Source organism: Streptomyces sp. NPDC059008 (assembly GCF_042749045.1).
Taxonomy (GTDB): domain Bacteria; phylum Actinomycetota; class Actinomycetes; order Streptomycetales; family Streptomycetaceae; genus Streptomyces.
The window spans coordinates 54308-76740 of sequence record NZ_JBHYJC010000034.1; the positions used below are offsets into that span (position 1 = coordinate 54308).

Sequence of the window (22433 nt, forward strand, 5' to 3'; positions counted from 1 at the left end):
CACCACCGCAACCGCACCGCACCGCACCGCACCGGCATGGCAGGCGCAGCGACAGGGGGCTACGGGGATGCGCAGACGACTCGACCGTACGGCTGGACGTGCGACCGCCGCGGTGGCGGCGGCGGGGCTGGCTCTGGCGCTGGCCGCCTGTGGCGGCGGTGGCGGGGCGAAGGGCGGCGGCAGCGGCGGGAGTGGCGGCAGTGGCGGCGGCAAGGGGGGCTCCACCGCCCCGACCGTGCGGCTGCCCCAGCTGAACGGGCAGAAGTTGCAGGTCACCGCGGTCTGGACGGGGCCGGAGCGGGAGAACTTCGTCAAGGTGCTGGACGAGTTCGAAAAGCGCACCGGCGCCGACGTCGCCTTCGTGCCCAGTGGTGATGACATGGCCGGTTTCATCGGCTCCAAGATCGCCGGTGGTGGGCCGCCCGATGTGGCGATGCTCCAGCAGGTCGGCGTGCTCAACGAGTTCGCCCAGAAGGGCTGGCTCAAGCCGCTCGGCGCGAGCGCGAAGGCGCAGCTCGCCAAGAACTTCTCCAAGGGCTGGCAGGACCTCGGCGCCCACAAGGGCACCCCGTACGGGGTCTACTTCAAGGCCAGCAACAAGTCGCTGGTCTGGTACAACGCCCAGGCGTTCGACAACGCCGGCGCCAAGGAGCCGAAGACCTGGCCGGACTTCGTCAAGGCGGCGGAGATCATCGCCGAGTCGGGCGTCGAGCCGGTGTCGGTGGGTGGCGCGGACGGCTGGACGCTGACCGACTGGTTCGAGAACGTCTACCTCTCGCAGGCGGGTCCGCAGAAGTACGACCAGCTGGCGCAGCACAAGATCAAGTGGACCGATCCGACGGTCAAGCAGGCGTTGACCACGCTGGCGCAGCTCTTCGGCCGCAAGGACCTGCTGGCGGGCGGCGGTTCCGGTGCGCTGCAGACGGACTTCCCGACGTCGGTGACCCAGACCTTCAGCGGCGGTGACGCCCCCAAGGCCGCGATGGTCTCGTCGGCCGACTTCGCCGCCGCCAACATCACCCAGACCAGGGCAAAGGTCGGTACCGATGCCAAGGTCTTCGCGTTCCCCGCGGTGGGCGCCAGGTCCCCGGTGGTGACCGGCGGCGATGTGGCGGTGGCGCTCAAGGACAGCAAGGCCTCACAGGCGCTGCTGACGTTCCTGGCGTCGACGGACGCGGCGAAGCTCTGGGCGCAGGCGGGCGGGTTCGTCTCGCCCAACAAGGAGCTCGACCAGGCGGCCTACGCCGATGACGTGATGCGGGAGATCGCCAAGGCGCTGATCGCGGCGGGCGACGACTTCCGTTTCGACATGTCCGATCAGGCGCCCGCTTCCTTCGGCGGCAAGCCGGGGCAGGGCGAGTGGAAGGACCTGCAGGACTTTCTGAAGGACCCGAAGGACATCGCCGGTACGCAGGCGCGGTTGGAGAAGGACGCCGCCAAGTCGTTCGGGCGTTGAGGGCACGTGTGGAGTTGAGGGCACGTGGAGTTGAGGGCGCGTGTGGGTTGAGGGCGCGTGTGGGTTGAGGGCACGTCGAGTTGAGGGCGTGCCGAGTTGAAGGCACAGCGAGGGCGCGTCGTTGCGGGCGTGTCGTCGAGCGCACGTCGTCCGGGCGAGGAGAGGCGCATCGTCCGGGCACCGAGAGCCTGCCGCCGACCGCTTCGACCGGGACCGGGGGACCGTCACGATGAGCGACCGACAGCGCGACCCGAAGCGCCGCGTACGGAGCGATGTACGGGGCGACGTCCGGAGCGATGTAGGGGGTGGCGTCCGGGCCGGGGCGGCCGGGAGGACCGGCGCGGCCGCGAAGGCCGTCGGCGGGCGCCGGGGGCGCGCGGGGCTGCCGGCGACGCGCCGCTGGATCGCCGCGGTGTTTCTGCTGCCGGCGTTGCTGCTGCTGGGTGCGCTGGTGGTCTATCCCATCGTCTTCTCCGTCTGTCGCAGTCTGTTCGACGCGTCCGGTGACGGGTTCGTGGGGCTGGACAACTACGGGGAGATGTTCTCGGACGAGGGCATCCGTACGGCGCTGCGGAACAACGTCGTCTGGGTGGTGGTGGCGCCGACGGTGTCGACGGCGCTGGGGCTGGTCTTCGCGGTGCTGACCGAGCGGATCCGGTGGGGCACCGCGTTCAAGTTGATCGTGTTCATGCCGATGGCGATCTCGATGCTGGCGGCCGGGATCATCTTCCGGCTGGTGTACGACCAGAACCCGGAGCGGGGGGTCGCCAATGCGGTGTGGGTGGGTGTGCACGACACCTTCGCCGATCCGGCGCCGTTCCCCGGTGCCAAACCGCGGCCGCGCGCCGATCTCCGGCCGTCCGGTGGCGGCGCGTTCACCACGCGGTCGGCCGCACGGGCGGGCTCGGCGGTGAACCTGCCGCTGGTCGCGGTGCGGCAGGACGATCTGCGGGGTGCGAGGCCGGCGGTCGCCGCCGTACCGCGCCCCGGGAAGGTCACCGGCACCGTCTGGCTGGACTTCACCCGCGGTGGCGGCGGGCGGCCCGGTGTGATCGACGGCGGGGAGCGGGCGCTGGCGGGTCTGACGGTGGAGGCGGTCAAGGACGGCCGGGTGGTGGCCACGGCGACGACGGCGGCGGACGGCACGTACGCGCTGCCCGCGGACCAGGCCGGCGGGGCGCGGCTGCGGCTGCCGGCGGCCGACTTCGCCGAGGCGTACGGCGGTGTCGACTGGCTGGGGCCGGCGCTGGTGACCCCGGCCATCATCGGCTCCTATGTGTGGATGTGGGCCGGTTTCGCGATGGTGTTGATCGCCGCGGGGCTGGCGGGGGTGCCGCGTGAGCTGCTGGAGGCGGCGCGGGTGGACGGTGCCGGTGAGTGGCAGGTGTTCCGCCGGATCACGGTGCCGCTGCTGGCGCCGGTGCTGGTGGTGGTGCTGGTCACGCTGATGATCAACGTGCTGAAGATCTTCGACCTGGTGTACATCATCGCGCCGGGCTCCAGCATCCGGTCCGCCAATGTGCTGGCGCTGCAGCTGTTCCAGTCGTCGTTCGGCACGGATGTGGACGAGGGGCTGGGCAGCGCGATCGCCGTGTTCCTGCTGCTGCTGGTGATGCCGGTGATGTACGTCAATCTCCGGCGCATACGGAAGGAGCGTCGCCGATGACGACCGTGGACGGTGCCGTACCGGACCGGCGGGCCGGCGCCTCGGGTGGTGCCGTGCGGGCCGGGCGGCCGCTCGCCGCGCGTCTGGTGGCGCGGGCGGGTGGCGGCGCCATGCGGGTCTTCCTGGTCCTGGTCGCCCTGTTCTGGCTGATGCCGTCGGTGGGGCTGCTGCTGTCGTCGCTGCGTGGTCCGCAGCGGAGCGCCGAGTCCGGCTGGTGGCAGGTCTTCGCCGAGCCGGCCCAGATCACCTGGGACAACTACAGTCGGCTGCTGTCCAACGAGAAGGTGATGGGCTCGCTGCTGACGACGGCCTCGATCACGGTGCCGGCGACGGTGCTGGTGGTGGTCATCGGGTCGCTGGCCGGCTATGCGTTCGCGTGGCTGGACTTCCCCGGGCGGGACGGCTGGTTCCTGGTCGTGGTGGGGCTGCTGGTGGTTCCGGTGCAGGTGGCGCTGATCCCGGTGGCGAAGCTGTTCGGTGCGGTGGGGCTGTTCGAGACGACGGCCGGGGTGATCGCGTTCCATACGGCCTTCGGGCTGCCGTTCGCGGTGTTCTTGCTGCGGAACTTCTTCGCGGAGATCCCTCGTGAGCTGCTGGAGGCGGCGCGGCTGGACGGGGCGGGTGAGCTGCGGCTGTTCACCCGGGTGGTGATGCCGCTGGGTGGTCCGGCGATCGCGTCGCTGGGGATCTTCCAGTTCCTGTGGGTGTGGAACGACATGTTGGTGGCGCTGATCTTCGCGGACAGCGGCAGTCCGCCGATCACGGTCGCGCTGCAGCAGGAGGTGCGGCAGTTCGGCAACAACATCGATGTGCTGGCGCCGGGCGCGTTCGTGTCGATGGTGGTGCCGTTGATCGTCTTCTTCGCCTTCCAGCGGCAGTTCGTCTCGGGTGTGATGGCGGGCGCGGTGAAGTAGGTCCGCCGGGGACGGCCACGGGACCGGTGCGAGCTCGCCGCGGGGCCGCTGCCGGACGGGTACAGAACCGGCGCAGGACCGGTGCCGGGGGGTCTTTTGTTGTTATCCCGCGTTCATGTCGGTCCCCCTACGATGTCGGGCACTGCCGCGAAAGGCATGGTGCGTCGGCGCCTTGTCGTGGAGACTGCCTAGCGGTGCTCGCGCGAGGACGTGCGAGCGATGGCGCTTGGGCTCCGTGCGGGTCGCGCCGCCGCGCCGCGGCCGTGACGCCGGGCTCGTTCACAACTGCAGATGCCGCACGGATCGCGTACGAATTCCCAGACAGCTCCGACACCCCTCACGCCCCTGTCCGCCGCCGATCTTCCGTCGACCTCCTGTCGATCTCCTGTCGACCCCGTATCGACCGCCTGTCGATCCCCTGTCCCCGAGTGCATTTCGCCCTACGTTCCCGACCGTCTGGAGACGGACCGCACATGACTGCCCCCACCGCAGACCAGAGTGCCGAACAACTCCCGCGCCCCACGCGGCTGTCCGAGGTCAAAGGCTGGTTCTTCACCGCCGACCAGCTGCTCTTCGACTGGTTCCTGGCGTATCAGCAGGACCGTTCCGAGTCGGGTGACCTGCTTGAACTGGGCGCGTACATGGGCAAGAGCGCGATCTTCCTCGGTGCGCGGCTGCGCCCTGAGGAGCGCTTCACGGTCTGCGACCTCTTCGACTCCCCCGCCGAGGACGCCTCCAACTCCAAGGAGATGAAGAAGTCCTACGCGACCCTGACGCGGCGCGCGTTCGAGGCGAACTACCTGGCGTTCCACGACGAGTTGCCCACCATCGTGCAGGGTCTCAGCTCGATGGTGAGCGACCATGTCGATCCGGGGTCGGTGCGCTTCGCGCATATCGACGCCTCGCATCTGTACGAGCATGTGCACGGCGACATCCTGGCGGTGCGCGAGCTGCTCACCGGCAGCGGTGTGGTGGTGCTGGACGACTACCGCGCCGAGCACTGCCCGGGGGTGGCCGCCGCCACCTGGCAGGCCGTGGCGAACGAGGGGCTGCGGCCGATCTGCATCACCGGCACCAAGTTCTACGGGACGTGGGGCGATCCCGAGCCGGTGCAGAAGGCGCTGCTGGAGTGGATCGCGGCGCGCGGCGACGTCTGGCACGAGGTGCAGTACGTCAACGACGCCCCGCTGGTCCGGCTGAGCGCCAAGGGCGCCGAGGAGCCCGTCCAGCCGGTCTCGCGCCACCAGGCGGTGCCTGCCGCCCGTGCCGTGCCGCGGGCGTCGGCCGGGCGTCCGGCGGCGTCGGGGGCCCGTCCGGCGCCCCGTCCGCCGGTGCCGACCCGCAGCACGGTGCGCAGGGTGGCGCTGGACGTGCTGCCGCCGATCGTCACCCGGGCGATCGTCCGGGCCCGTAAGCGGGCGCGTACCCGCTGAGGCGGGCCGGTGGGCGGTGCGCTGCCGCCCGCGGCTTTCGGCGCCGGCAGCGCGCGTCGCCTCGGCGCGTTATGCGGGGACCTGCGCCACGAGGACGAACGCGTTGGACCGCAGCAGCATCCCGGCCGGCCGCGGCAGCGGATGGGAGTAGGTGCGGCGGACGGCCAGGCCGGCGGATTCGGCGAAGGCGCGCAGCAGGTGGAAGTCGGTGAAGCGGACCGGGGCGGGGCCGGCGGCCCGGTGTCCGGCTTCCTGCGGGGTGATCAGCAGGACGCCGCCGCCCGGCCGTACGTAGCGGACGTAGGCGCGCAGCAGCTCTTCGACCTGTTCGTCGTCGAGGTGCTCCAGGACGTGCGCGGTCAGCAGTGCATCGAAGGCGCCGGGTCTGGCGTGCGGGCCGGCGAGGAAGGCGTCGGCGGTGTAGGCGGTCAGTCCGCGGGTGCGGCAGCGTTCCACGGCTTGCGGGTCGTGGTCGATTCCGACGCTGCCGGGGGCGCATCCGGCGAGGGTGTCGCCTTGTCCGCAGCCGATCTCCAGGACCCGTCCGGCGCCGATGCGCCGCAGTTGGCGGCGGTAGGGGGTGCGGTCGGGCAGCAGCCGGGCGAGGCCGCTGCGGGCCCGGTCGGCCGGCAGTCGGGCGGTGGAGGCGGCCGGGGCGGTGCCGGTGGAGCAGGCGACCGGGGCGGTGCGGGGGTCGCTGCCGGGCGGCTGGGCATCGGGGCTGTCGGTGGCGGTGGAGCTGTCGGTACGGCCGGGCATCGGGACGCGGTCACCTTCCCTGGGGACGCGGCGCGCGGGGCGCCATAACGCTGTGCATCGGGTCTACGGCATCTGATGCGCGCCCGGCGCCGCGGCGCGCCGAGGGCCGCACACTGAGCGTAATCACCCGAACACGTGCTGTCGACGATGCGTCTCACCCTTTCAGCGCAGATCCGGTGACCGTGCCGCCGGTGGTGAGTTGAACGGTCCGGTCTTGTGCATCGCCAGTCCGGAAAGGCTTGGTCCGCGTATGAAGCCTCGGCTCACCGTCGTCGTTCCCGTGCATCGCCTGGAGGGGTCCGAGCGGAATGTGGAGGAGTGCCTGGATTCGGTGGCGGCTCAGACGCTGACCGAACTGGATGTGGTGATGGTGGACGGCGCTCCCGCGCAGGGGGCGGCGGGTGCCGCGGAGGGTACGCCCGCCGCGGTCGCCCGCCGGTTCGCCGAGCGGGATCCGCGGTTCCGTATCGTCCACCACCCGGGGGGCGAGGCGGCGGGCGGGTGCGGCGCGGTGCGCAACACCGGTGCCCGGCACGGCTATCCGCACACCGACTACCTGGCGTTCCTCGACGCCGACGACGTGCTGCTGCCGCGCGCCTACGAGGATCTTGTGGGGCTGCTGGACAAGTCCGGTTCGGACCTGGCGACGGGGAACGTCTACCGGCTCGGCGCGGCCGGCCGCAGTCAGTCCGCGCACCATCCGGAGACCTACGGGACGGCGCTGCGCACCCACATCTCCGAGGACCTGTCGCTGCTGTCGGACTGCTTCGCGCGCAACAAGGTCTTCCGGCGCGCTTTCTGGGAGCGGCACGAACTGGCTTTCCCGGAAGGGGAGTTGTGTCATGACGCGGTGGTGACGCTGCCGGCGCACTTCCTGGCCAGGACGGTCGACGTGCTGCACGAGCACGTGTGCTACTGGCGGTTGCCGGAGGGGCCGGGCCGGTACCGGGGGCTCGATGCGGGGGGTGTGCGGGAGCGGTTCGCGGCGGTGGCCGCGGTCCGCCGCTTCCTGGCCGACCCGGCCCGTACCCATCTGAACGCCTATCAGCGCGACTACGACCGCGCGCAGCTGACCGACGGGCTGCTCGATCTCGTCGAGGCGCTGCCGACCGCGGCGCCGGAGACCCGGACGGCGTTCTTGGACTGCGCCCGGGGCTTCCTGGCGGGGGCCGATCCCCGGTTGTTCCCCGCGCTGCCGGTGGAGCTGCGGATGCGCTGGTATCTGATCCGCGCGGGGCGGATGGCGGACCTGCTGGCGCTGCTGGCGCACGAGGCGCGCAACCCGGCGGGGTTCACGGTGGCCGGTCCGCCGCTGCGCAAGCGGGCGGTGCTGCCGCTGGGCGGCGCGGCGGGGGTCGGTTCGCGTACCGGCGCGGCAGGGGGCGCGGCGCTGGAGCTGCCGCCCGGTGTGACGCGGCTGGAGCGCGCCGACTTCCCGGTGCGGGCGAAGGTCGTCGAGGCGGTGTGGCGCGAGGGTGTGCTGTGTCTGCGCGGCTACGCCTATATCCGCAATCTGGCCGCCGCGCACCGGCACAGCTATCTGCGGACGGCGGTGCTGTCGTGCGGCCGGCGGCGGATCCTGCTGCCGCTGCGGCCGCTGGCGATGCCGGAGGCGACGGCCGAGTCCGGTCAGGAGCAGCACTGCTACGACTGGTCGGGCTTCGAGGTGCGCATCGATCCGGCGCGGCTGCGCCGGGGCGGGCGGTGGGAGGAGGGTGAGTGGCGGGTCGGGGTGCTGCTCACCTCGGCGGGCGTGGTGCGGGCGGCGGCGCTGGGCGCGGCTTCGACGGGGTCGGGTGCCGCGCCGGGGGCCTTCGACGTGGCCGACGAGGGCGGCGGGGCGGGGCGGGTGCGGATCACGCCGTGGTACGCGCAGGGGCGGCTGCGGCTGTCCGTGGCGCGCCGTAACCGGCGGCTGGCCGGGCACCGGGCGGCGGCCGGGGCGCTGGATGTGACGGTGACGGCTCCGGGGCCGGCGCCGGCGGCGCTGCGGCTGACGCATCAGGGGACGGGGACGGTGGTGTCGTTCCCGGTGGAGACGGCGCGGGTGGCCGCGGCCCCCGGGGAGGGGGCGGACGCCGGGGCCGCGTGCGGCGCCGGGCGGCTGACCGTCCGTATCCGCCTGGACGCGCTCGCCGCGGCGCGGCCCCCTCGCGACGGCGCGCCCTCGGCGATCGCCCCGGTGCACACCGAGAGCTGGTCGCCGGAGCTGGTGCTGCCCGACGGCGGCACCGAGGCGATCGCCTGCGAGGCGGGTCTGGAGCCGGTGGCGTATCCGCTTCCGCACGGCCGTGAGCTGGTGGTGGCGGCCACCGCGGCGGGCGACCTCGTACTGCACGACCGGACTCCGCAGCCGTATCTGGACCGGGTGCTGTGGCGTCCCGACGGCACGCTGCTGGTGGCGGGCGGGCTGCCGGACGCCGCGCCGCACGCCACCGAACTGGTCCTCAAGCACGCCGCGCACGCCGCCGAGCTGGCCTTCGCCACCACTCACGACGAGGGCCGGTTCCACGGCACGCTGCCGCTGGGGGCGCTGCCTTCGCTGGCCGGGCCGGTGCCGCTGCGGGAGGGCCGCTGGAGTCTGCATCTGCGCGAGCGGGGGGCGCCCGGTTCGGCGTTGGACGCGCCGGTGCGGATCGCGCCGGCCGTCTGGGAGGGGCTGCCGGCCGGCTGCGCGGTCGGCGGCAAGCCGCTGTCCTTGGACCGGCATCTGCACGACGAGGCGCTGGTGATCGCGGGTCCGGCGCTGCCGGTCACCGACCGCGGCCCCTACCGGCGCCGGGTGCTGCGCGAGCAGCACTATGCGCTGCACCGCTCCCGCCCGTTGCGGGACACCGTCCTCTACAGCAGCTTCGGGGGCCGCGCGTACGGGGATTCGCCGCGCGCGGTGCACGAGGAGCTGGTGCGCCGGGGTGCGGAGGTGGAGCATCTGTGGGCGGTGCGCGATGCGCAGGCCGCGGTGCCGAAGACGGCGCGGGCGGTGGTGGTGGGCAGCGCCGAGTGGCACGGGGCGCTGGCGCACAGCCGCTGGGTGGTCACCAACACCCATCTGCCGCGCTGGTTCACCCGGCGCGGCGGGCAGCGCATCATCCAGACCTGGCACGGTACTCCGCTGAAGCGGATCGGCGCCGATCTGGCGGGCACGCTGTGCGCGGGGCTGGCGCATCTGGCGCCGCGGCCGCGGGTGAGCCGGCAGTGGAGTGTGCTGCTGTCGCCGAACGCGCACAGCACGCCGGTGCTGCGTTCGGCGCTGGGCTACTCGGGGCGGCTGCTGGAGACCGGTCTGCCGCGTACGGACGCGCTGTTCGCCGCCGACCGCGATCTGAGGGCGGCGGCGGTGCGGGAGCGGCTGGGGATCGCGCCGGACCGGACGGTGGTGCTGTACGCGCCGACGCAGCGGGACGATCTGGCGTACGACGCCGGTCACCACCGGCTGCATCTGCCGCTGGATCTGGAGCTGGCGCGGCGGGAGCTGGCGCAGAGCCATGTGCTGCTGGTGCGCGGTCATCCGCTGGTCGCCGACCGGCTGCCGGCCCATCACGCGCCGTTCGCCGTGGACGTGTCCTGCTACCCCGACGCCACCGAGCTGCTGCTGGCCGCGGACGTCCTGGTCACCGACTACTCGTCGCTGGCCGCGGACTTCGCCAACACGGGCCGCCCGATGCTCTTCCTCACCCCCGATCTGCCGCACTACCGTGATGCGTTGCGCGGTTTCACGCTGGACTTCGAGGCCCGGGTGCCGGGCCCGCTGCTGACGTCGACCGGTGAACTGATCGACGCGCTGGGCGACTTGGAGGCGATCGCGGCGGCCGGCTCGGACGCGTACGCGGATTTCCGGGAGACGTTCTGCCACCGGGACGACGGCGGGGCGGCCGGCCGGGTCGCTGACCTGATGGAGCGGTGAGGCTCCCCGGGGGTGGTGGTGCGAGGAAGCGGTGGGCGGGCCGGTGCGCGGCAAGGTGAGGGCGGACGGATCGGCATCGCACGGCGCTCGCGTCGTTACAGCATGTGCGGGTTCCCTTACGGGCGTGCGCACACCCGGCTCCCGACTCCGTCCGGTCACGGGATGGCAATGAGGCGGAAAACCGAGGCGGCGGGTGCAACCGCACGGCGGGATTCCCCCTCTGACCCATCGGATATGGGATCGGACCCCGCTCGCGCCAAGTGATGCTGTCGACACGAAATGTAGATTTAGTGACTGTGAAAGAAGCCCTAGAGCCGCTGCCGGGGCCCACCATCACGCCTTCCGCGCAGGTCAGCATCGTCGTCATCGCTTTCAACGATGCCGTCCATGTCTGCGATGCGGTGCGCTCCGCGCTCGCGCAGGAGACTCCCGGGGAGACGGTCACCGAGGTGATCGCGGTGAACGACGCCTCCACCGACGGCACCGGCGCCGCCCTGGACGCCCTCGCCCGTACCGAGCCGCGGCTGCGGGTCGTGCACCGCAGCGAGAACAGCGGCGGCTGCGGCACCCCCCGCAACGAGGGTCTGCGCGCCGCCACCGGGCGGTTCGTGATGTTCCTGGACAGCGACGACGTGCTGCCGCCGGGCGCGGCGCGGGCGCTGCTGGCCGCGGCGCTGGAGCACGACGCCCCGGTGGCGGCCGGGGCCTGTGTGCGCCGTGAGCTGCCGGCGCGGCGCGACATCCCCTGGCTGCCGGCGCTCTACCGCGAGGCGGCGGTGCACGAGTCCGCCGCGTCCAGTCCCCAGTTGGTCCGCGACACCCTCTGCGTCAACAAGCTCTACGACCGGGCGTTCCTCGACGAGCACGGCATCGTCTTCCCCGAGGGCCGCTTCACCTATGAGGACTTCGTCTTCACCGCCCGGGTGCTGGCCGCCGCGCCGCGTATCGCGACCATTCCCGACAGTGTCTACATCTGGCATGTGCGCCGCTCGGCCGCCAAGCAGTCGATCTCCCTGGACCGCAAGGACGTCGCCAACTGGCAGGCGCGGATCGAGGCGCACCGCACCAGCGTGCGGATCTTCCTGGACGCCGGGCACAAGGCGCTGGCGCAGGCCGCCGCCACCAAGTTCCTCGATCACGATCTGCGGATGTACGTCCGTGAGCTGCACACCCGCGGCGCCGACTACCGCGCCGAGTGGTGGCGGCTGACCCGCGAGTACCTGGCGGGCTTCGACGAGGCGGAGCTGCGTGCGGCCCGGGCCCCGGCCCGTTGGCTGGCCCGGGTGGTGCTGGCCTCTCCCGTCCCGCGTGACCTGGACCGGCTCACGCAGCTGGCGGCCCGGCCCGGCCGGCTGCTGCCGCCGTACGCGGAGGCCGAGGGGCGGGCGGTGTGGTCGGCGGACCTTCCGGGGATCGAGCTGGAGGCGATCGGCACCAAGCCGCTGCACCGGCTGCCGGTGACGGTGGACGCGGAACCGGTGGTCGCCGGCCGCGGTGTGCTGCGGCTGCGCGTCCATGATCTGTACGGGCGGCTGGCGGCGGCCGGGCCGGAGAGCATCGACGTCGAGCTGCGGCGCCGGCGCGACGACCGTCGCGGCCCGGTCCACACCGCGGCCCTGACCCCCACGGCGGCCGGCACCGGCGCGGAGGCGTGCTGGTCGGCCGAGGTCGTCTTGGACATAGAGGCGCTGGTCGAGCGTGGCGCCGGGCACGCCGACCCGGAGCCGTGGGATCTGATGGCGCAGGTCAGCTGCGCCGACGGCGCCGGTTTCCGGGCCGCCCTGCGGGCCACCGGTCCGGGGCTGCGGCGCCGGGTGCTGCCCAGCCGGCGTCATGCCGTGCTGCTGGTGCAGCCGTATGCGACGACCGGCGGCGCGCTGTCGCTGCGGGTCGCGTCGGGGCTGCGCAGCGTCTGGCGGATCGCCGCCCGCCGCCTGCGCCGCTGACCGCCGCCCCTTGTTGTCCGACCCCGAGCCTAGGATTGGCGCTATGTCTTACTTGATCACGGGTGGTGCCGGCTATATCGGCTCCCATGTCGTACGGGCCCTGCGGCAGGCGGGGGAGCAGGTCGTGGTGCTGGACGACCTGACGACGGGCGTGGCCGCCCGGGTGCCCGAGGGCGTCCCGCTGGTCGTCGGCTCGATCCTGAACCGTGCCCTGCTCGATGCGACGATCGCCGAGCACGGTGTCACCGATGTGGTGCATCTGGCCGCCAAGAAGCAGGTCGGCGAGTCCGTGGAGATGCCGCTGCTGTACTACCGGGAGAACGTGCACGGCCTGCAGACGCTGCTGGAGGCGATGGCGTCGGGCGGCGTCGGCCGTTTCGTGTTCTCCTCCTCCGCGGCCGTCTACGGCATGCCGGACGTCGACCTGGTCACCGAGGACACGCCCTGCGCGCCGATCAACCCCTACGGCGAGACCAAGCTGGTCGGCGAGTGGATGGCTCGTGCGGCGGGCCGGGCGCACGGCATCAGCACGGCCTGTCTGCGCTACTTCAACGTCGCCGGCGCGGCCACCCCCGAGCTCGCCGACACCGGCGTGTTCAACATCGTCCCGATGGTGTTCGAGAAGCTCACCGAGGGCGCCGCGCCGCGTGTCTTCGGCGACGACTACGACACCCCCGACGGCACCTGCATCCGCGACTACATCCATGTCGCCGACCTCGCCGACGCCCATGTGGCGGCCGCCCGCAAGCTCGCCGAGCCGGGCCCGGTGCGGGATCTGACGCTGAACATCGGCCGGGGCGAGGGCGTGTCCGTACGCGAGCTGATCGGCCTGATCACCGAGGTCACCGGCCATGAGGGCGTCGTCCCCGAGGTGACCCCGCGCCGCGCCGGTGATCCGGCCCGGGTGGTGGCGGCGGCGGACCGGATCGCGGCGGAGCTGGGCTGGAAGGCGCACCACGACGTCCGCGACATGATCACTTCGGCGTGGGCGGGGTGGCGCCACCACCACCCCGGGGTCTGAGTCCCAGGGGCCCGCGGCCGGGCGCGGTCAGCCGGCGTCGGCGGCGGGTTTGCGGGCGGTGAGGTAGGCCTGCGGGGCCGACTCCCCCATCGCCTCCTCCGGCTCGCGCAGCAGCCGGGCTCGTACGTCCAGCCCGGCCCGCGCCAGCAGTGCGGCCATCTCGTCGGGCTGCCGCCGGCGGAAGTCGAGCGATACGGGGTGGCCGAAGGGCCGCTCCAGGTGCAGCGGCTCGTCGCCGGCCTGGAAGGCGAGAAGCAGGTGGCCGCCCGGGGCGAGCATCCGGTGGAACTCGGTGAAGAGTTCCGGGAGCCGCTCCAGGGGTGTGTGGATGATCGAGTACCAGGCGACGATGCCGCCGAGGGAGCCGTCCGGCAGGTCCAGGTCGAGCATCGAGCCGACGTCGAAGCGCAGGCCGGGGTACTCCCGCCGGGCGAGGGCCACCATCTCGGGGGACAGGTCGACGCCGGAGACGGCCAGCCCCAGGGCGTCGAGGTGGGCGCTGATCCAGCCGGGACCGCAGCCGAGGTCGGCGACGGGCCCGGCCTCCTCGGCCCGCACGGTGTCGGCGAACGCGGCGAGCACGGCCCGGTCCCAGTGCCTGGTGGCCATGGGGTCGCGGAAGTGCTCGGCGTAGTCGCCGGCGATGGTGTCGTAGAAGGTGCGGGTGTCGGTCAGGAACTCCGGTTCGTCGATCATGACCGGGCACCCTACTGCGCGGGGCGCGGGCAAGGGTGCCGCGGTCCGGTGGTCAGGTCAGGGGGTGCGAGGTCCGGCCCGACGCCTCGTCGATCTCGTCGTGTGCCTTGGTCAGCAGCTTCATCGCCAGTTCGTTGAGCGCTCTGGCTCCCGCGACCTCTTCGCCGACCCTCGGCTGGTTGGCGTCGGCGGGGTGGCGGCTGGCGTACCCGTGCGAGCGGACCTCGCTCCCGTCGGGGAGCCGTACGAGCGCGGCGGCGCGGGTGCGGTGGGTGTCCTCCTCGAATTCCAGCTCTACATGCCATCCGACAGCGGTCTGCAACATCGCGATCACCTCCGAAACCGCTGTTACCAGAGTGCGCCCACCGGCGGACCGGCGCACGGTGTGCCCAGGTGGAGGTGGAGATGGCCGTGCGGCCGGGAGCGGAAGAGAGTGGCGACGGCGGGGCCGGCCGGGCCGCGGGCGACGGTCCGCGGCGTGAGGCCGGCGGCGTCCGGGCCGTGCGGCGGGCCCGGGGCGCCGGCCGGGGTTTCGGGGACGAGCCAGGCCTCGCGTCGCAGGGCGGGTCCGGTGGTGCCGTCGGCGTGTGCGGTGACGGCGACCTTGAGTCCCCAGGTGCCGTCGGGCAGCGGACGGCCGTCGGCCGCGGTCGCCGGGTCGACCGCGGCCCGCCAGTGCTCGCCTTCGCAGCGGGCCGGGACGCGGTGGTCGCCGGCGCTGCCGTGCAGCAGGACCTCGACGGTGCCGCCGCCGAGGTGGGGCAGGGCGGCGGTGCCGCGCAGATGGACCGCGCCGCCGCTCCATCGCCAGCCGGTCAGCCGCTGGCGCAGCACCATGCGGTCGGTGAGGTCGTAGCAGGCCTCGGGCAGGGCGCGGGCGGGGTCGCGGAAGTAGGGGTAGGGGGCGAAGACGCGGCCGTCGGCGTCGATGTGCGGCGGTGGGGGGCGGGTGCCGGTGTCGGCGCGGACGACGGCGGTCAGTTCGTCGTGCAGTGCGTGGCGCAGGCAGTGGGCGCGCAGGCGGAGGCCGGGTGGCAGGCCGGCCAGGACCCGGTCGGTGAGGTAGCGGTCGACCAGGGGGCGGGCGGCGGCGGCCATGGCGCGGCGGCCGGCTGTGTCGCGGGCGAGGTAGGGGGCCGCGAAGGGCATGAGGATCTCGCCGTGGAAGTGGCGGACCATCAGGGTGTCGCGGTGCGCTCCGGGCGGGACCTCGGCCGCGACGTCGGCGAGGACGCCGCCGATGTAGTCGAGGTAGTCGCACCAGTCGGTGTCCTGGCGGCTGGCGTTGCTGTCGTCGGGCCGGCCGTGCAGGTAGTAGCAGTCGTAGTCGGCGACGACGGAGACGGTCTGGGCGCGCAGCAGGGCGGTGATCCCGAAGGGGAGGTCCTCGGCCAGGAGGCGGCCTTCGGTGAAGCGCAGCCGGTGGCGTTCGACGAAGGAGCGGCGGAAGAGTTTGTAGGCGGCCAGGGTCCAGTAGACCGGGGAGTCGAAGGGGGTGACGGCGGCGGCGGTGGTGCGCAGGTCGACGGGGGCGGCGCGGCCGTCGGCGCCGACGATCCGGCCGTAGACGATGTCCGAGCCGTGGGCCTGGGCCATGCGGGTGAGCCGGGCCAGTGCCTCGGTGCCGAGGTGGTCGTCGGAGTCGAGGAAGAAGAGGTAGTCGCCCCTGGCGTGGGCGAGGCCGACGTTGCGGGGCCGGCCGGCGCCGCCGGAGGCCGGCTGGTGCAGGACCGTCAGGTTGGGGTGGTGGCGGGCCTGTTCGGTCAGGTACTGGGCGCTGCCGTCGGTGGAGCCGTCGTCGACCGCGATCACCTGGATGCGGCGGGGGTCGAGGGTCTGGGCGAAGACCGAGCCGAGGCTGCGGTCGAGGTAGGGGCGGGTGTTGTGCACGGGTATGACCACGGAGACGGTGGGCGGCGGGGCGGTGGCCGCGGCCGTGGTGTCGTCGGATGCCGGCATGGTGCCCTTTCGTTCGTCGGTGTCGTCGCGGTCGGCCGGGCCCGCCCCGGTCGGCCGCGCACGCGTGGTCCCGTGCCGCTCTCCTGCGGGGGCAATCCCCCGAAAGCCCCGCGTCCCAGCAGGGCGAAACGGACTATTAAGACATATAACGTTGAGTGAACGTTCGCCGAGTGTGGAGGAGTGCCGGTGGCTCCGACGCCCGCCACCCCACAAGAGGCCCTCCGGCCCCAGGAGGTCACCCGGCCCCTTCCCCCGACGGAGCACCCCGCAGCGGTGCGCGGGCCCCTGCGCCGGCTGGCCGCCCCGGGGCTCGCGGCGGCGCTGTCCATGGGGGCGTACTGCCTGGCGCTGGCCGTCTACGGCAGCTATCCGTTCGGGCCGCGCTCCAGGGCCGTCAACGACCTGGCCAACCAGTTCGTGCCGTTCCACGCCCGGCTGTGGGACCTGCTGCACGGCCGCACCACCGGGGACGTGTTCTTCAACTGGAGCAGCGGCTACGGCGTTCCGTTCCTCGCGGACTTCTTCACGTACCTGATGAACCCGTTCTCCTGGCTGGTCGGGCTCTTCCCCCGCGAGCTGACCGACCTGCCGGTCTTCCTGGTCACCCTGTTCAGCATCGGCCTGGCCGCCGCCTTGATGACCGTCTTCCTGGGGCGGCTGCACCCGGGCCCCGGAGCGCTGCGGGCACTGGTGTCGGTGGGGTACGGGCTGTGCGCCTGGGTGCTGAACGACGGTTTCGCCGACCCGATGTGGATGTGGGGGCTGGTCGCGCTGCCGATGACCGGGATCGCGGCGGAGTGGTGCCTGCGCCGGACCCGCTGGGTGGCGGGCACCGCCCTGGTCGCGCTGGCCTGGGCGGGCAACTTCTACACGGCGGCGATGGCGACCCTGGCGATGGCGCTGGTGCTCGGGCTGCGGCTGCTGACGGCGCCGGGGACCGCCGCGGCCGACCGGCCGGCCGTGCTGGCCCGGGCCGGGTCCATGGCGGCGTGCGGCATCCTGCTCGCGGCGCCGGTGCTGACCGTCACCCTGCCGGCCAGCCGGGCCGCCCAGCCGGCGCCCGAGGTCCTCTACCGCGACCGGCCGGCGCCGCTGGACCAGCTGGCGCAGCTGCTGCCCGGCGGCCACGGCGGGGTGCCGGCGCCCAATGTGTCCATCGGGGTGGCGGGGCTGCTGCTGGTCGCGGCGTTCCCGTTCGTGCGCGGGGTGCCGGCGCGGGTGCGGATCGGCTGGTACGTCCTGGCGGCGGGTGTGGGCGCCTCGTTCGTCTGGGAGCCGACGATCCTGCTGTGGCACGGCTTCGCGCTGCCCAACGGCAGTCCCTACCGGGCCGCCTTCGTGCTCAGCGGGATCCTGGTGATGATCTCCTGGCTCGCGCTCGCGCACCGCCCGCGGACCGGCGAACTTGCCGCGGGCGGGGCGCTGGTGGCGTGGCTGGCGTGGCTGAGCCGCGACCAGGGGGCGGTCGGCACCGCGACGTGGCTCCTGGTGGCGGGCGGGGGCGCGACGGTCCTGGTGGGGCTGGGCGCGCTCGCGGCGCTGCACGGGCCCCGTGCGCGCCGGGCCGTCACCGCCGCGCTGACCGCCGCCGTCCTGCTCACCTCGGCGTACACGGCCTTCTCGGTGACGGCGGTACGGGACAAGATCGCGTGGTTCCGGCCCAAGCCCACGCTGGATCGGGCGTCGCTGGCGGCCCGGGACGTGCTGACCGCGCGCGGCGACTGGCCGCGCACCCGCACCGACCCCGGCCCGCACGAGTTCGCCAACAACGATCCGCTGCTGATCGGCGGCGAGGGCGGCTCGTACTACAGCAGCTATGTGCCCGCGGCCACCGCCCGCGCGCTGCGCGACCTGGGCGCGGGCTGGTACATGAGGGGCCGTCACACGCTCAGCTTCGAGGACCCGGTGGGGCAGGCGATCATGGGTGTGGGCAGCTATCTGTCGCCCGGCCCGGACCGCCACCGGTCGTTCGTGGCGCACCGCGCGCAGCCCCCGGCCCCGCTGCTGACCGTCCGCGACCGGCTGCCGGGTCCGCTCACCGGCGAGCGGACCGTCTTCGCGCGCCAGGAGCGGATGCTGGGCGCCCGGGTCTACGAGGTGCCGGACCTCGCGCCCGCCGCGGGCCCGGCCCCGGTGCCCGCCCGCGGCGGCTGGCTGCTGCCGGAGGCGGCGGGGCGCGGGACGGGCCGCGGCGGCGCGGGCACCGCCTTCCGTGCGCGGTGCGCCCCGGGCAGCACCGTCGTGTGGTCCGCGCCGTGGTTCTCCGGGCGGGTCAGCGGGCTGGGCGGGCACACCAAGGGCATCGGCGCCCGGGACAGCACCGCCAATCCGGTGCGGACGCTGGGCCGGGTGCCCGCCGACGGCACGGTGGTGGTGCGCTTCACCGGCACCGGCCGCCAGCTGGTGCCCGAGCACGCCCTGGGGTGCCTGTCGCGCGCCCGGCTCGCCGCGGCGGTGCGTGCCCTGCGCGGGCCGCGTGAGCTGACGGCCGCCGGGCACGCCGTGACGGCCCGGCTGCCCCGGGGCAGCAAGGGGCATGCGGTACTGGCGGTGCCGGCCGTCGCGGGGTGGGGCTGCTCGGTGGACGGCGGCCCGTTGGGGGCCCCGTCCTCGTTCGGCGGGCTGCTGGCCGTCCCGCTGGGCTCCGGGGCCCGGCGACTGACGTGTGCGTACGAACCGCCGGGCCTCGGCGCGGGGCTGGCGGCGAGCGGCGCGGCCGCGCTGGCGCTGGCCATGGTCGCGCTCGGGGGGCGTCTACGGAGCCGCCCACGGCTTCACTCCACCGAGGAGGTTGGCCGATGAGGCTGTCCGTCGTCGTCCCCTGCTACAACGAGGAGGCCGTGCTGGGCCGCTTCGACGCCGCGATCCGCGCGGTCCTGGAGCGCCTCGCCGTCCCCTACGAGCTGGTCTACGTCGACGACGGCAGCGTCGACGGGACCCTGGCCCGGCTCCGCGGTCTCGCGCAGCAGCACCGCGGCACCACCCGCTACCTCTCCTTCAGCCGCAACTTCGGCAAGGAGCCCGCGATACTGGCCGGTCTGCGGGCGGCCACCGGCGACGCGGTGATCATCATGGACGCGGATCTGCAGCATCCGCCGCCGCTCGTCGAGAAGATGCTCGACCTCTACCAGCTCGGCCACGACCAGGTCGTCGCCCGGCGCAGCCGGGACGGCGACCGGCGGCTGCGGACCGCGCTCAGCCGGCTGTACTACCGTGCCGTCAACAACTGGGTCGAGGTCGAACTCGCCGACGGCGTGGGCGACTTCCGGCTGCTGTCGCGCACGGCCGTGGACGCGCTGCTGTCGCTGCCGGAGTACAACCGCTTCTCCAAGGGCCTGTTCTCCTGGATCGGCTTCGACACCGTCACCTTCGACTACCGCAACGCCGCCCGGGAGGCCGGCGAGACGAAGTGGCGCCTGGGAGCGCTGGTCAACTACGGCATCGACGGCATGCTGTCCTTCAACTGCCGTCCGCTGCGGGCGGCCATCTACGCCGGGCTGGGCCTGGCCTCGCTCGCCGCGCTCTACACCCTGTGGATCGTCGGCGCGGCCGTCGCCGGCGGGGTCACCGCCCCGGGCTATGTGACGCTGGTGGCGATCATCGTGGGGCTGGGCGGGCTGCAGATGGTGATGCTGGGGCTGATCGGCGAGTACATCGGGCGGATCTACTACGAGGCCAAGCGGCGGCCGCACTTCCTGGTCAAGGAGAGCAACGCCGCCGCCGCGGCCCCCGAGCCGGCCGGTGCCGCCGCCGGCTCGCAGACCGGCTGATGCCCGCCGCGGAGCGGGCCCCCGCCCGCTGGGGCCAGATGGTGCGCTTCGCCGCCGTCGGCGGGGTCAACACGGCGACGTTCTACGCCTGCTACCTGGCGCTGCACCGCCTGCTGCCGTACTTCGCCGCCTACACCGCGAGCTTCGCGCTGAGCATGGTCTGCTCGTTCTTCCTCAACGCCCGCTTCACCTACCGCACCCGACCGACGTGGCGGAAGTTCCTGCTCTTCCCGCTGACCCAGGCCACCAACTACGCGGTGCAGAGCGCGGGGCTGGTGGCGCTGGTGAGCTGGCTGGGGGTGAGCACGACGGTGGCGCCGCTGGCGGCGGCGGGCTGCGCGCTGCCCTTCACCTACCTGCTGTCCCGGCGCATCCTGCTGCGCCCGGCGGCGCGGGCGGGCTCCTAGGGCGCGTCCGACGGGTCAGGCTCTAGCCCTGAGCCCGCCAGCGCCCGAACGGCGCGCTCCGCCCGGCGGAGGTCTGCCGGGTCGAGTGCAGCCGGCCGTCGTTGCCCAGGACGACGACCACCGCGCGCCCGGCGGCGTCCTGGGCGACCCCGGCGGCCGCCGAGTGCGCCGCCCGGCCGCGCTGCCAGGGACCGGGCGCGTCCTGGGCCATCGCCATCCGTACCTCGCCGTCGTCGTCGCGGGCCGCGAGCACCATGCCCTCGCCGCCGCCGATGGGCGCCGCCGCCACCCGCCCGTAGCCGCCGACCGCCTCGCACTGCGCCGAGACCCGCCAGGTGCCGGCCGTCCGCTGCCGTTCGGCGATCAGCACCCGGGCGGTGTCGGCGCGCCGGTAGGCGAGGCGGACCACGCCGCCGGCCAGCGGCACGGCGCTGACCGGGCCGGCCGGCCGCGGCAGTCCGGTGGCCGCGGCGGGCCGGGGAGTCAGCCCGGCCCGCTTCGACACCCAGTGCTGCACGGTCCGGGCGCTGGGGGCGACCAGATGGATCAGCCCGTCGGAGTCCACGCACGCGTCGATGTCGTCGACGATCCCCGGGGACGCCTGCAGCGTGCTGACCGGGCCCTCCAGCCGCCGCCAGGGCGAGAAGGGCCCTCGGGGCGGGGCGGCGCGGTGGGCGATGTTGCCGTCCCAGGTCCGGACGAAGACGTGCACCGCGCCGTCGGGGGTGGCCACCGCCGCCGGGAAGCCGATCTCCAGCGACCGGACCGGGTCGGCGTCCGGGGAGCCCAGCGGCTCCCAGCGCCCGAAGGCGGGCCCGCCGTCCGCCGCGGTGCCGTGCTGCACCGCGGTCACCAGCTCACGGCGGTGCGCGGTGTGACGGCCCGGCAGCACGGTGCGGGAGGCGAACAGCACCAGCGCGCCGTCGGACCGGCGCACCGCGTGGATCTGCCCCTGCAGCAGCTCCCCGCCGGCCGGCAGCGGCGCGCCGAAGCGGCCGCTGCCCGGCCGGCTCTCGGCCCAGCGGTACGCCGCGCCGCCCAGGACCGCGAAGGCGGCCAGCCGGCCGTCGTGGGCGGCGTGGAGCCAGGCGTTGGAGCCGGGCGCGCGCAGCCGGGTGGAGCGGGTCCAGTTGCGGGCGGTGCCCCTGAGCGCCGAGTCGCCCACCTTGCGGTCGCCGCAGCCGGCCGGGTCGCCGCAGCGGCGGCGGTCGGCCCAGCCGTACACCGACAGCACCCGGGCCTTGTTGCGGGCGGTCTCGGCGTCGACGTCGCCCGGCAGCACACCGGCCTCGTAGCCGAGGTAGTTCTCCACGATGGCCGGGCGGTGCGGCGCGCCGCCCCGGTAGGCGGCCAGGGCGGCCTGCGCGAAGTAGGCGGAGGCGGTGTGGTCCTGGTGGTCGTAGTAGCGCAGCCCGGCCAGCCGGGGGTCGCGGTCCGCGGTGGCCGGCGGGGGCTTGGGGGAGTGCGCCGCGTTCGGGTCCAGCGTCCGTACGACGGTGGGCCGGACCCGGTCGAGCACCGCCACCAGGGTCTGGACGACCTGGTCGCGGGTGTAGTGGAACCGCCGCTCCACGGGGGTGCCGGCGGGCCGCAGTGTGGGCAGGGTGCCGGCGGCACCCAGCCACAGGCCGCGCAGGCTCGCCGTACGGGCCTGCCAGACCGCCCGGGCCTCCACCAGCTGGAGGAAGACCAGCCGGTGGTGCGGGGCGCCCTGCAGCGTGTGGACCTCCACCTGGAGGCCGGGCAGCAGCGACACCGCGGCGACGTCCCAGGGCGCGGCGGGGTTGCCGGTGGCCATCGCGGCGTGTGCGGCGCGCAGCCCGTTGGTCCGGGCCCGGGCGAAGGCGGCCCGGTCCTGGGGGACGCTGCCGGGGTGGAGGGCGGCCGGGCTGACGTTGCGTCCGTCGGCCTCACCGCCCGTCAGACAGACCGTCACCGAGCGTGCCCCGCAGCGCAGGGACTGCTCCAGATCGGGGTTCATGAAGAACAGCCCGTCGTCGGCGTGCGCGACGACCTGGACGAAGGACTGGTCGGCGGGGTCCACCAGCAGCCGTCCGCGGTCGCCCGCCCCGGTCGGGTGGCGCTCCGTCAGGCGCCAGGACCGCACGGCCGTACCCGCGGCCGCGGCCAACGCCCCGCCGCCGGCGGCCTGGAGGAGCCGGCGGCGGGAGACGCGGGGCGGGGGCGCGGGTGACACTCCCTCAGTATTCGGTCGTACCGGCGATCCCGCTCGTCCGAAAGTTCACCACTTGACCACTTCTGTGATGAGCGCCACAGAACTTTCAGGTTACGAACAACAACCTTTTTGGGTTAACGCGGGTCAGATGGCTGACAATGCAAGAGACCCCTTTGGGGCTTTTTTGCTTTCTGTACTCAGCTCGCCACGAGGAGTAAGCACCGCATGTCCGAGACAGACCTCGACGCCGTACCCCGCTTCAGCATCATCGTCCCCGTGTTCAGAGTGCAGGGATTCCTGCGCGAGTGCATGGACTCGGTGCTGAC

The 22433-nt window shown here is 73.7% G+C and carries 15 protein-coding genes; 10 read left to right on the forward strand and 5 right to left on the reverse strand.

Annotated elements, in window-relative coordinates:
- The first annotated feature begins 67 nt into the window (after positions 1–67).
- The 4 genes from ACFWZH_RS29630 (at position 68) to ACFWZH_RS29645 (ending at position 5469) form a co-directional block, all read left to right on the forward strand.
- Entirely contained in the window at positions 68–1456 is a 1389-nt protein-coding gene (locus ACFWZH_RS29630) for an ABC transporter substrate-binding protein (protein ID WP_384437901.1), read from the forward strand.
- Between the two features lie 412 nt (positions 1457–1868).
- On the forward strand, positions 1869–3122 hold the full coding sequence (locus tag ACFWZH_RS29635) for a carbohydrate ABC transporter permease (protein WP_384437944.1): 1254 nt from the start codon (positions 1869–1871) through the stop codon (positions 3120–3122).
- Positions 3119–4036 carry a carbohydrate ABC transporter permease gene (locus ACFWZH_RS29640; RefSeq protein WP_384437904.1) on the forward strand — a complete coding sequence of 306 codons (918 nt, stop codon included), beginning with the start codon at positions 3119–3121 and terminating at the stop codon, positions 4034–4036. The genes ACFWZH_RS29635 and ACFWZH_RS29640 overlap by 4 nt, the downstream gene beginning before the upstream one ends.
- A gap of 473 nt (positions 4037–4509) precedes the next feature.
- A complete protein-coding gene (locus tag ACFWZH_RS29645) occupies positions 4510–5469 on the forward strand; it encodes a class I SAM-dependent methyltransferase (protein ID WP_384437907.1) in 960 nt (319 codons plus the stop codon).
- Positions 5470–5538: 69 nt separating this feature from the next.
- On the opposite strand, the gene ACFWZH_RS29650 is transcribed toward ACFWZH_RS29645, so the two are convergent.
- Positions 5539–6228 (reverse strand): class I SAM-dependent methyltransferase, encoded by a 690-nt coding sequence (locus tag ACFWZH_RS29650; RefSeq protein ID WP_384437910.1) that lies wholly within the window; start codon positions 6226–6228, stop codon positions 5539–5541.
- 250 nt (positions 6229–6478) lie between these two features.
- Here ACFWZH_RS29650 and ACFWZH_RS29655 point away from each other — a divergent pair, with 250 nt between their 5' ends.
- The 3 genes from ACFWZH_RS29655 to galE all read left to right on the forward strand — a co-directional run bounded on the left by ACFWZH_RS29655 (position 6479) and on the right by galE (position 13099).
- Entirely contained in the window at positions 6479–10132 is a 3654-nt protein-coding gene (locus tag ACFWZH_RS29655; RefSeq protein ID WP_384437913.1) for a CDP-glycerol glycerophosphotransferase family protein, read from the forward strand.
- Positions 10133–10428: 296 nt separating this feature from the next.
- Positions 10429–12078 (forward strand): glycosyltransferase family 2 protein, encoded by a 1650-nt coding sequence (locus ACFWZH_RS29660; protein WP_384437916.1) that lies wholly within the window; start codon positions 10429–10431, stop codon positions 12076–12078.
- Positions 12079–12121: 43 nt separating this feature from the next.
- On the forward strand, positions 12122–13099 hold the full coding sequence (gene galE / locus ACFWZH_RS29665; protein ID WP_384437919.1) for a UDP-glucose 4-epimerase GalE: 978 nt from the start codon (positions 12122–12124) through the stop codon (positions 13097–13099).
- A 27-nt stretch (positions 13100–13126) separates the two neighbouring features.
- Here the strand turns inward: galE and ACFWZH_RS29670 are convergent, their stop codons facing one another.
- Genes ACFWZH_RS29670 through ACFWZH_RS29680 form a run of 3 tightly spaced genes read right to left on the reverse strand, consistent with a single transcriptional unit; the run spans position 13127 to position 15754 of the window.
- Positions 13127–13792: a class I SAM-dependent DNA methyltransferase gene (locus ACFWZH_RS29670; RefSeq protein ID WP_384437947.1), complete on the reverse strand. Its 666-nt coding sequence runs from the start codon at positions 13790–13792 to the stop codon at positions 13127–13129.
- Between the two features lie 55 nt (positions 13793–13847).
- Positions 13848–14120 carry a DUF1876 domain-containing protein gene (locus tag ACFWZH_RS29675; RefSeq protein ID WP_384437923.1) on the reverse strand — a complete coding sequence of 91 codons (273 nt, stop codon included), beginning with the start codon at positions 14118–14120 and terminating at the stop codon, positions 13848–13850.
- 23 nt (positions 14121–14143) lie between these two features.
- Entirely contained in the window at positions 14144–15754 is a 1611-nt protein-coding gene (locus ACFWZH_RS29680) for a glycosyltransferase family 2 protein (protein WP_384437926.1), read from the reverse strand.
- A gap of 186 nt (positions 15755–15940) precedes the next feature.
- Between ACFWZH_RS29680 and ACFWZH_RS29685 the strand changes: the two genes are divergently transcribed.
- Genes ACFWZH_RS29685 through ACFWZH_RS29695 form a run of 3 tightly spaced genes read left to right on the forward strand, consistent with a single transcriptional unit; the run spans position 15941 to position 19931 of the window.
- Positions 15941–18556: a YfhO family protein gene (locus tag ACFWZH_RS29685; protein WP_384437929.1), complete on the forward strand. Its 2616-nt coding sequence runs from the start codon at positions 15941–15943 to the stop codon at positions 18554–18556.
- Positions 18553–19524 carry a glycosyltransferase family 2 protein gene (locus ACFWZH_RS29690; RefSeq protein ID WP_384437932.1) on the forward strand — a complete coding sequence of 324 codons (972 nt, stop codon included), beginning with the start codon at positions 18553–18555 and terminating at the stop codon, positions 19522–19524. Before ACFWZH_RS29685 ends, ACFWZH_RS29690 begins: the two co-directional genes overlap by 4 nt.
- The gene (locus tag ACFWZH_RS29695) at positions 19524–19931 is read left to right on the forward strand and encodes a GtrA family protein (RefSeq protein WP_384437935.1); all 408 of its coding nucleotides are present in this window, start codon (positions 19524–19526) and stop codon (positions 19929–19931) included. The genes ACFWZH_RS29690 and ACFWZH_RS29695 overlap by 1 nt, the downstream gene beginning before the upstream one ends.
- A gap of 22 nt (positions 19932–19953) precedes the next feature.
- Here ACFWZH_RS29695 and ACFWZH_RS29700 read toward each other — a convergent pair whose 3' ends face one another.
- Complete coding sequence (locus tag ACFWZH_RS29700; RefSeq protein WP_384437938.1) at positions 19954–22128, reverse strand: PIG-L family deacetylase; 2175 nt, start codon at positions 22126–22128, stop codon at positions 19954–19956.
- Positions 22129–22433 lie beyond the last annotated feature (305 nt).

Bases quoted from the DNA above. Each gene is read 5' to 3' on its own strand.
- ACFWZH_RS29630 (WP_384437901.1), top strand. From the start codon at position 68: ATGCGCAGACGACTCGACCGTACGGCTGGACGTGCGACCGCCGCGGTG.
- ACFWZH_RS29640 (WP_384437904.1), top strand. From the start codon at position 3,119: ATGACGACCGTGGACGGTGCCGTACCGGACCGGCGGGCCGGCGCCTCG.
- ACFWZH_RS29645 (WP_384437907.1), top strand. From the start codon at position 4,510: ATGACTGCCCCCACCGCAGACCAGAGTGCCGAACAACTCCCGCGCCCC.
- ACFWZH_RS29650 (WP_384437910.1), bottom strand. From the start codon at position 6,228: ATGCCCGGCCGTACCGACAGCTCCACCGCCACCGACAGCCCCGATGCC.
- ACFWZH_RS29655 (WP_384437913.1), top strand. From the start codon at position 6,479: ATGAAGCCTCGGCTCACCGTCGTCGTTCCCGTGCATCGCCTGGAGGGG.
- galE (WP_384437919.1), top strand. From the start codon at position 12,122: ATGTCTTACTTGATCACGGGTGGTGCCGGCTATATCGGCTCCCATGTC.
- ACFWZH_RS29675 (WP_384437923.1), bottom strand. From the start codon at position 14,120: ATGTTGCAGACCGCTGTCGGATGGCATGTAGAGCTGGAATTCGAGGAG.
- ACFWZH_RS29680 (WP_384437926.1), bottom strand. From the start codon at position 15,754: ATGCCGGCATCCGACGACACCACGGCCGCGGCCACCGCCCCGCCGCCC.
- ACFWZH_RS29690 (WP_384437932.1), top strand. From the start codon at position 18,553: ATGAGGCTGTCCGTCGTCGTCCCCTGCTACAACGAGGAGGCCGTGCTG.
- ACFWZH_RS29695 (WP_384437935.1), top strand. From the start codon at position 19,524: ATGCCCGCCGCGGAGCGGGCCCCCGCCCGCTGGGGCCAGATGGTGCGC.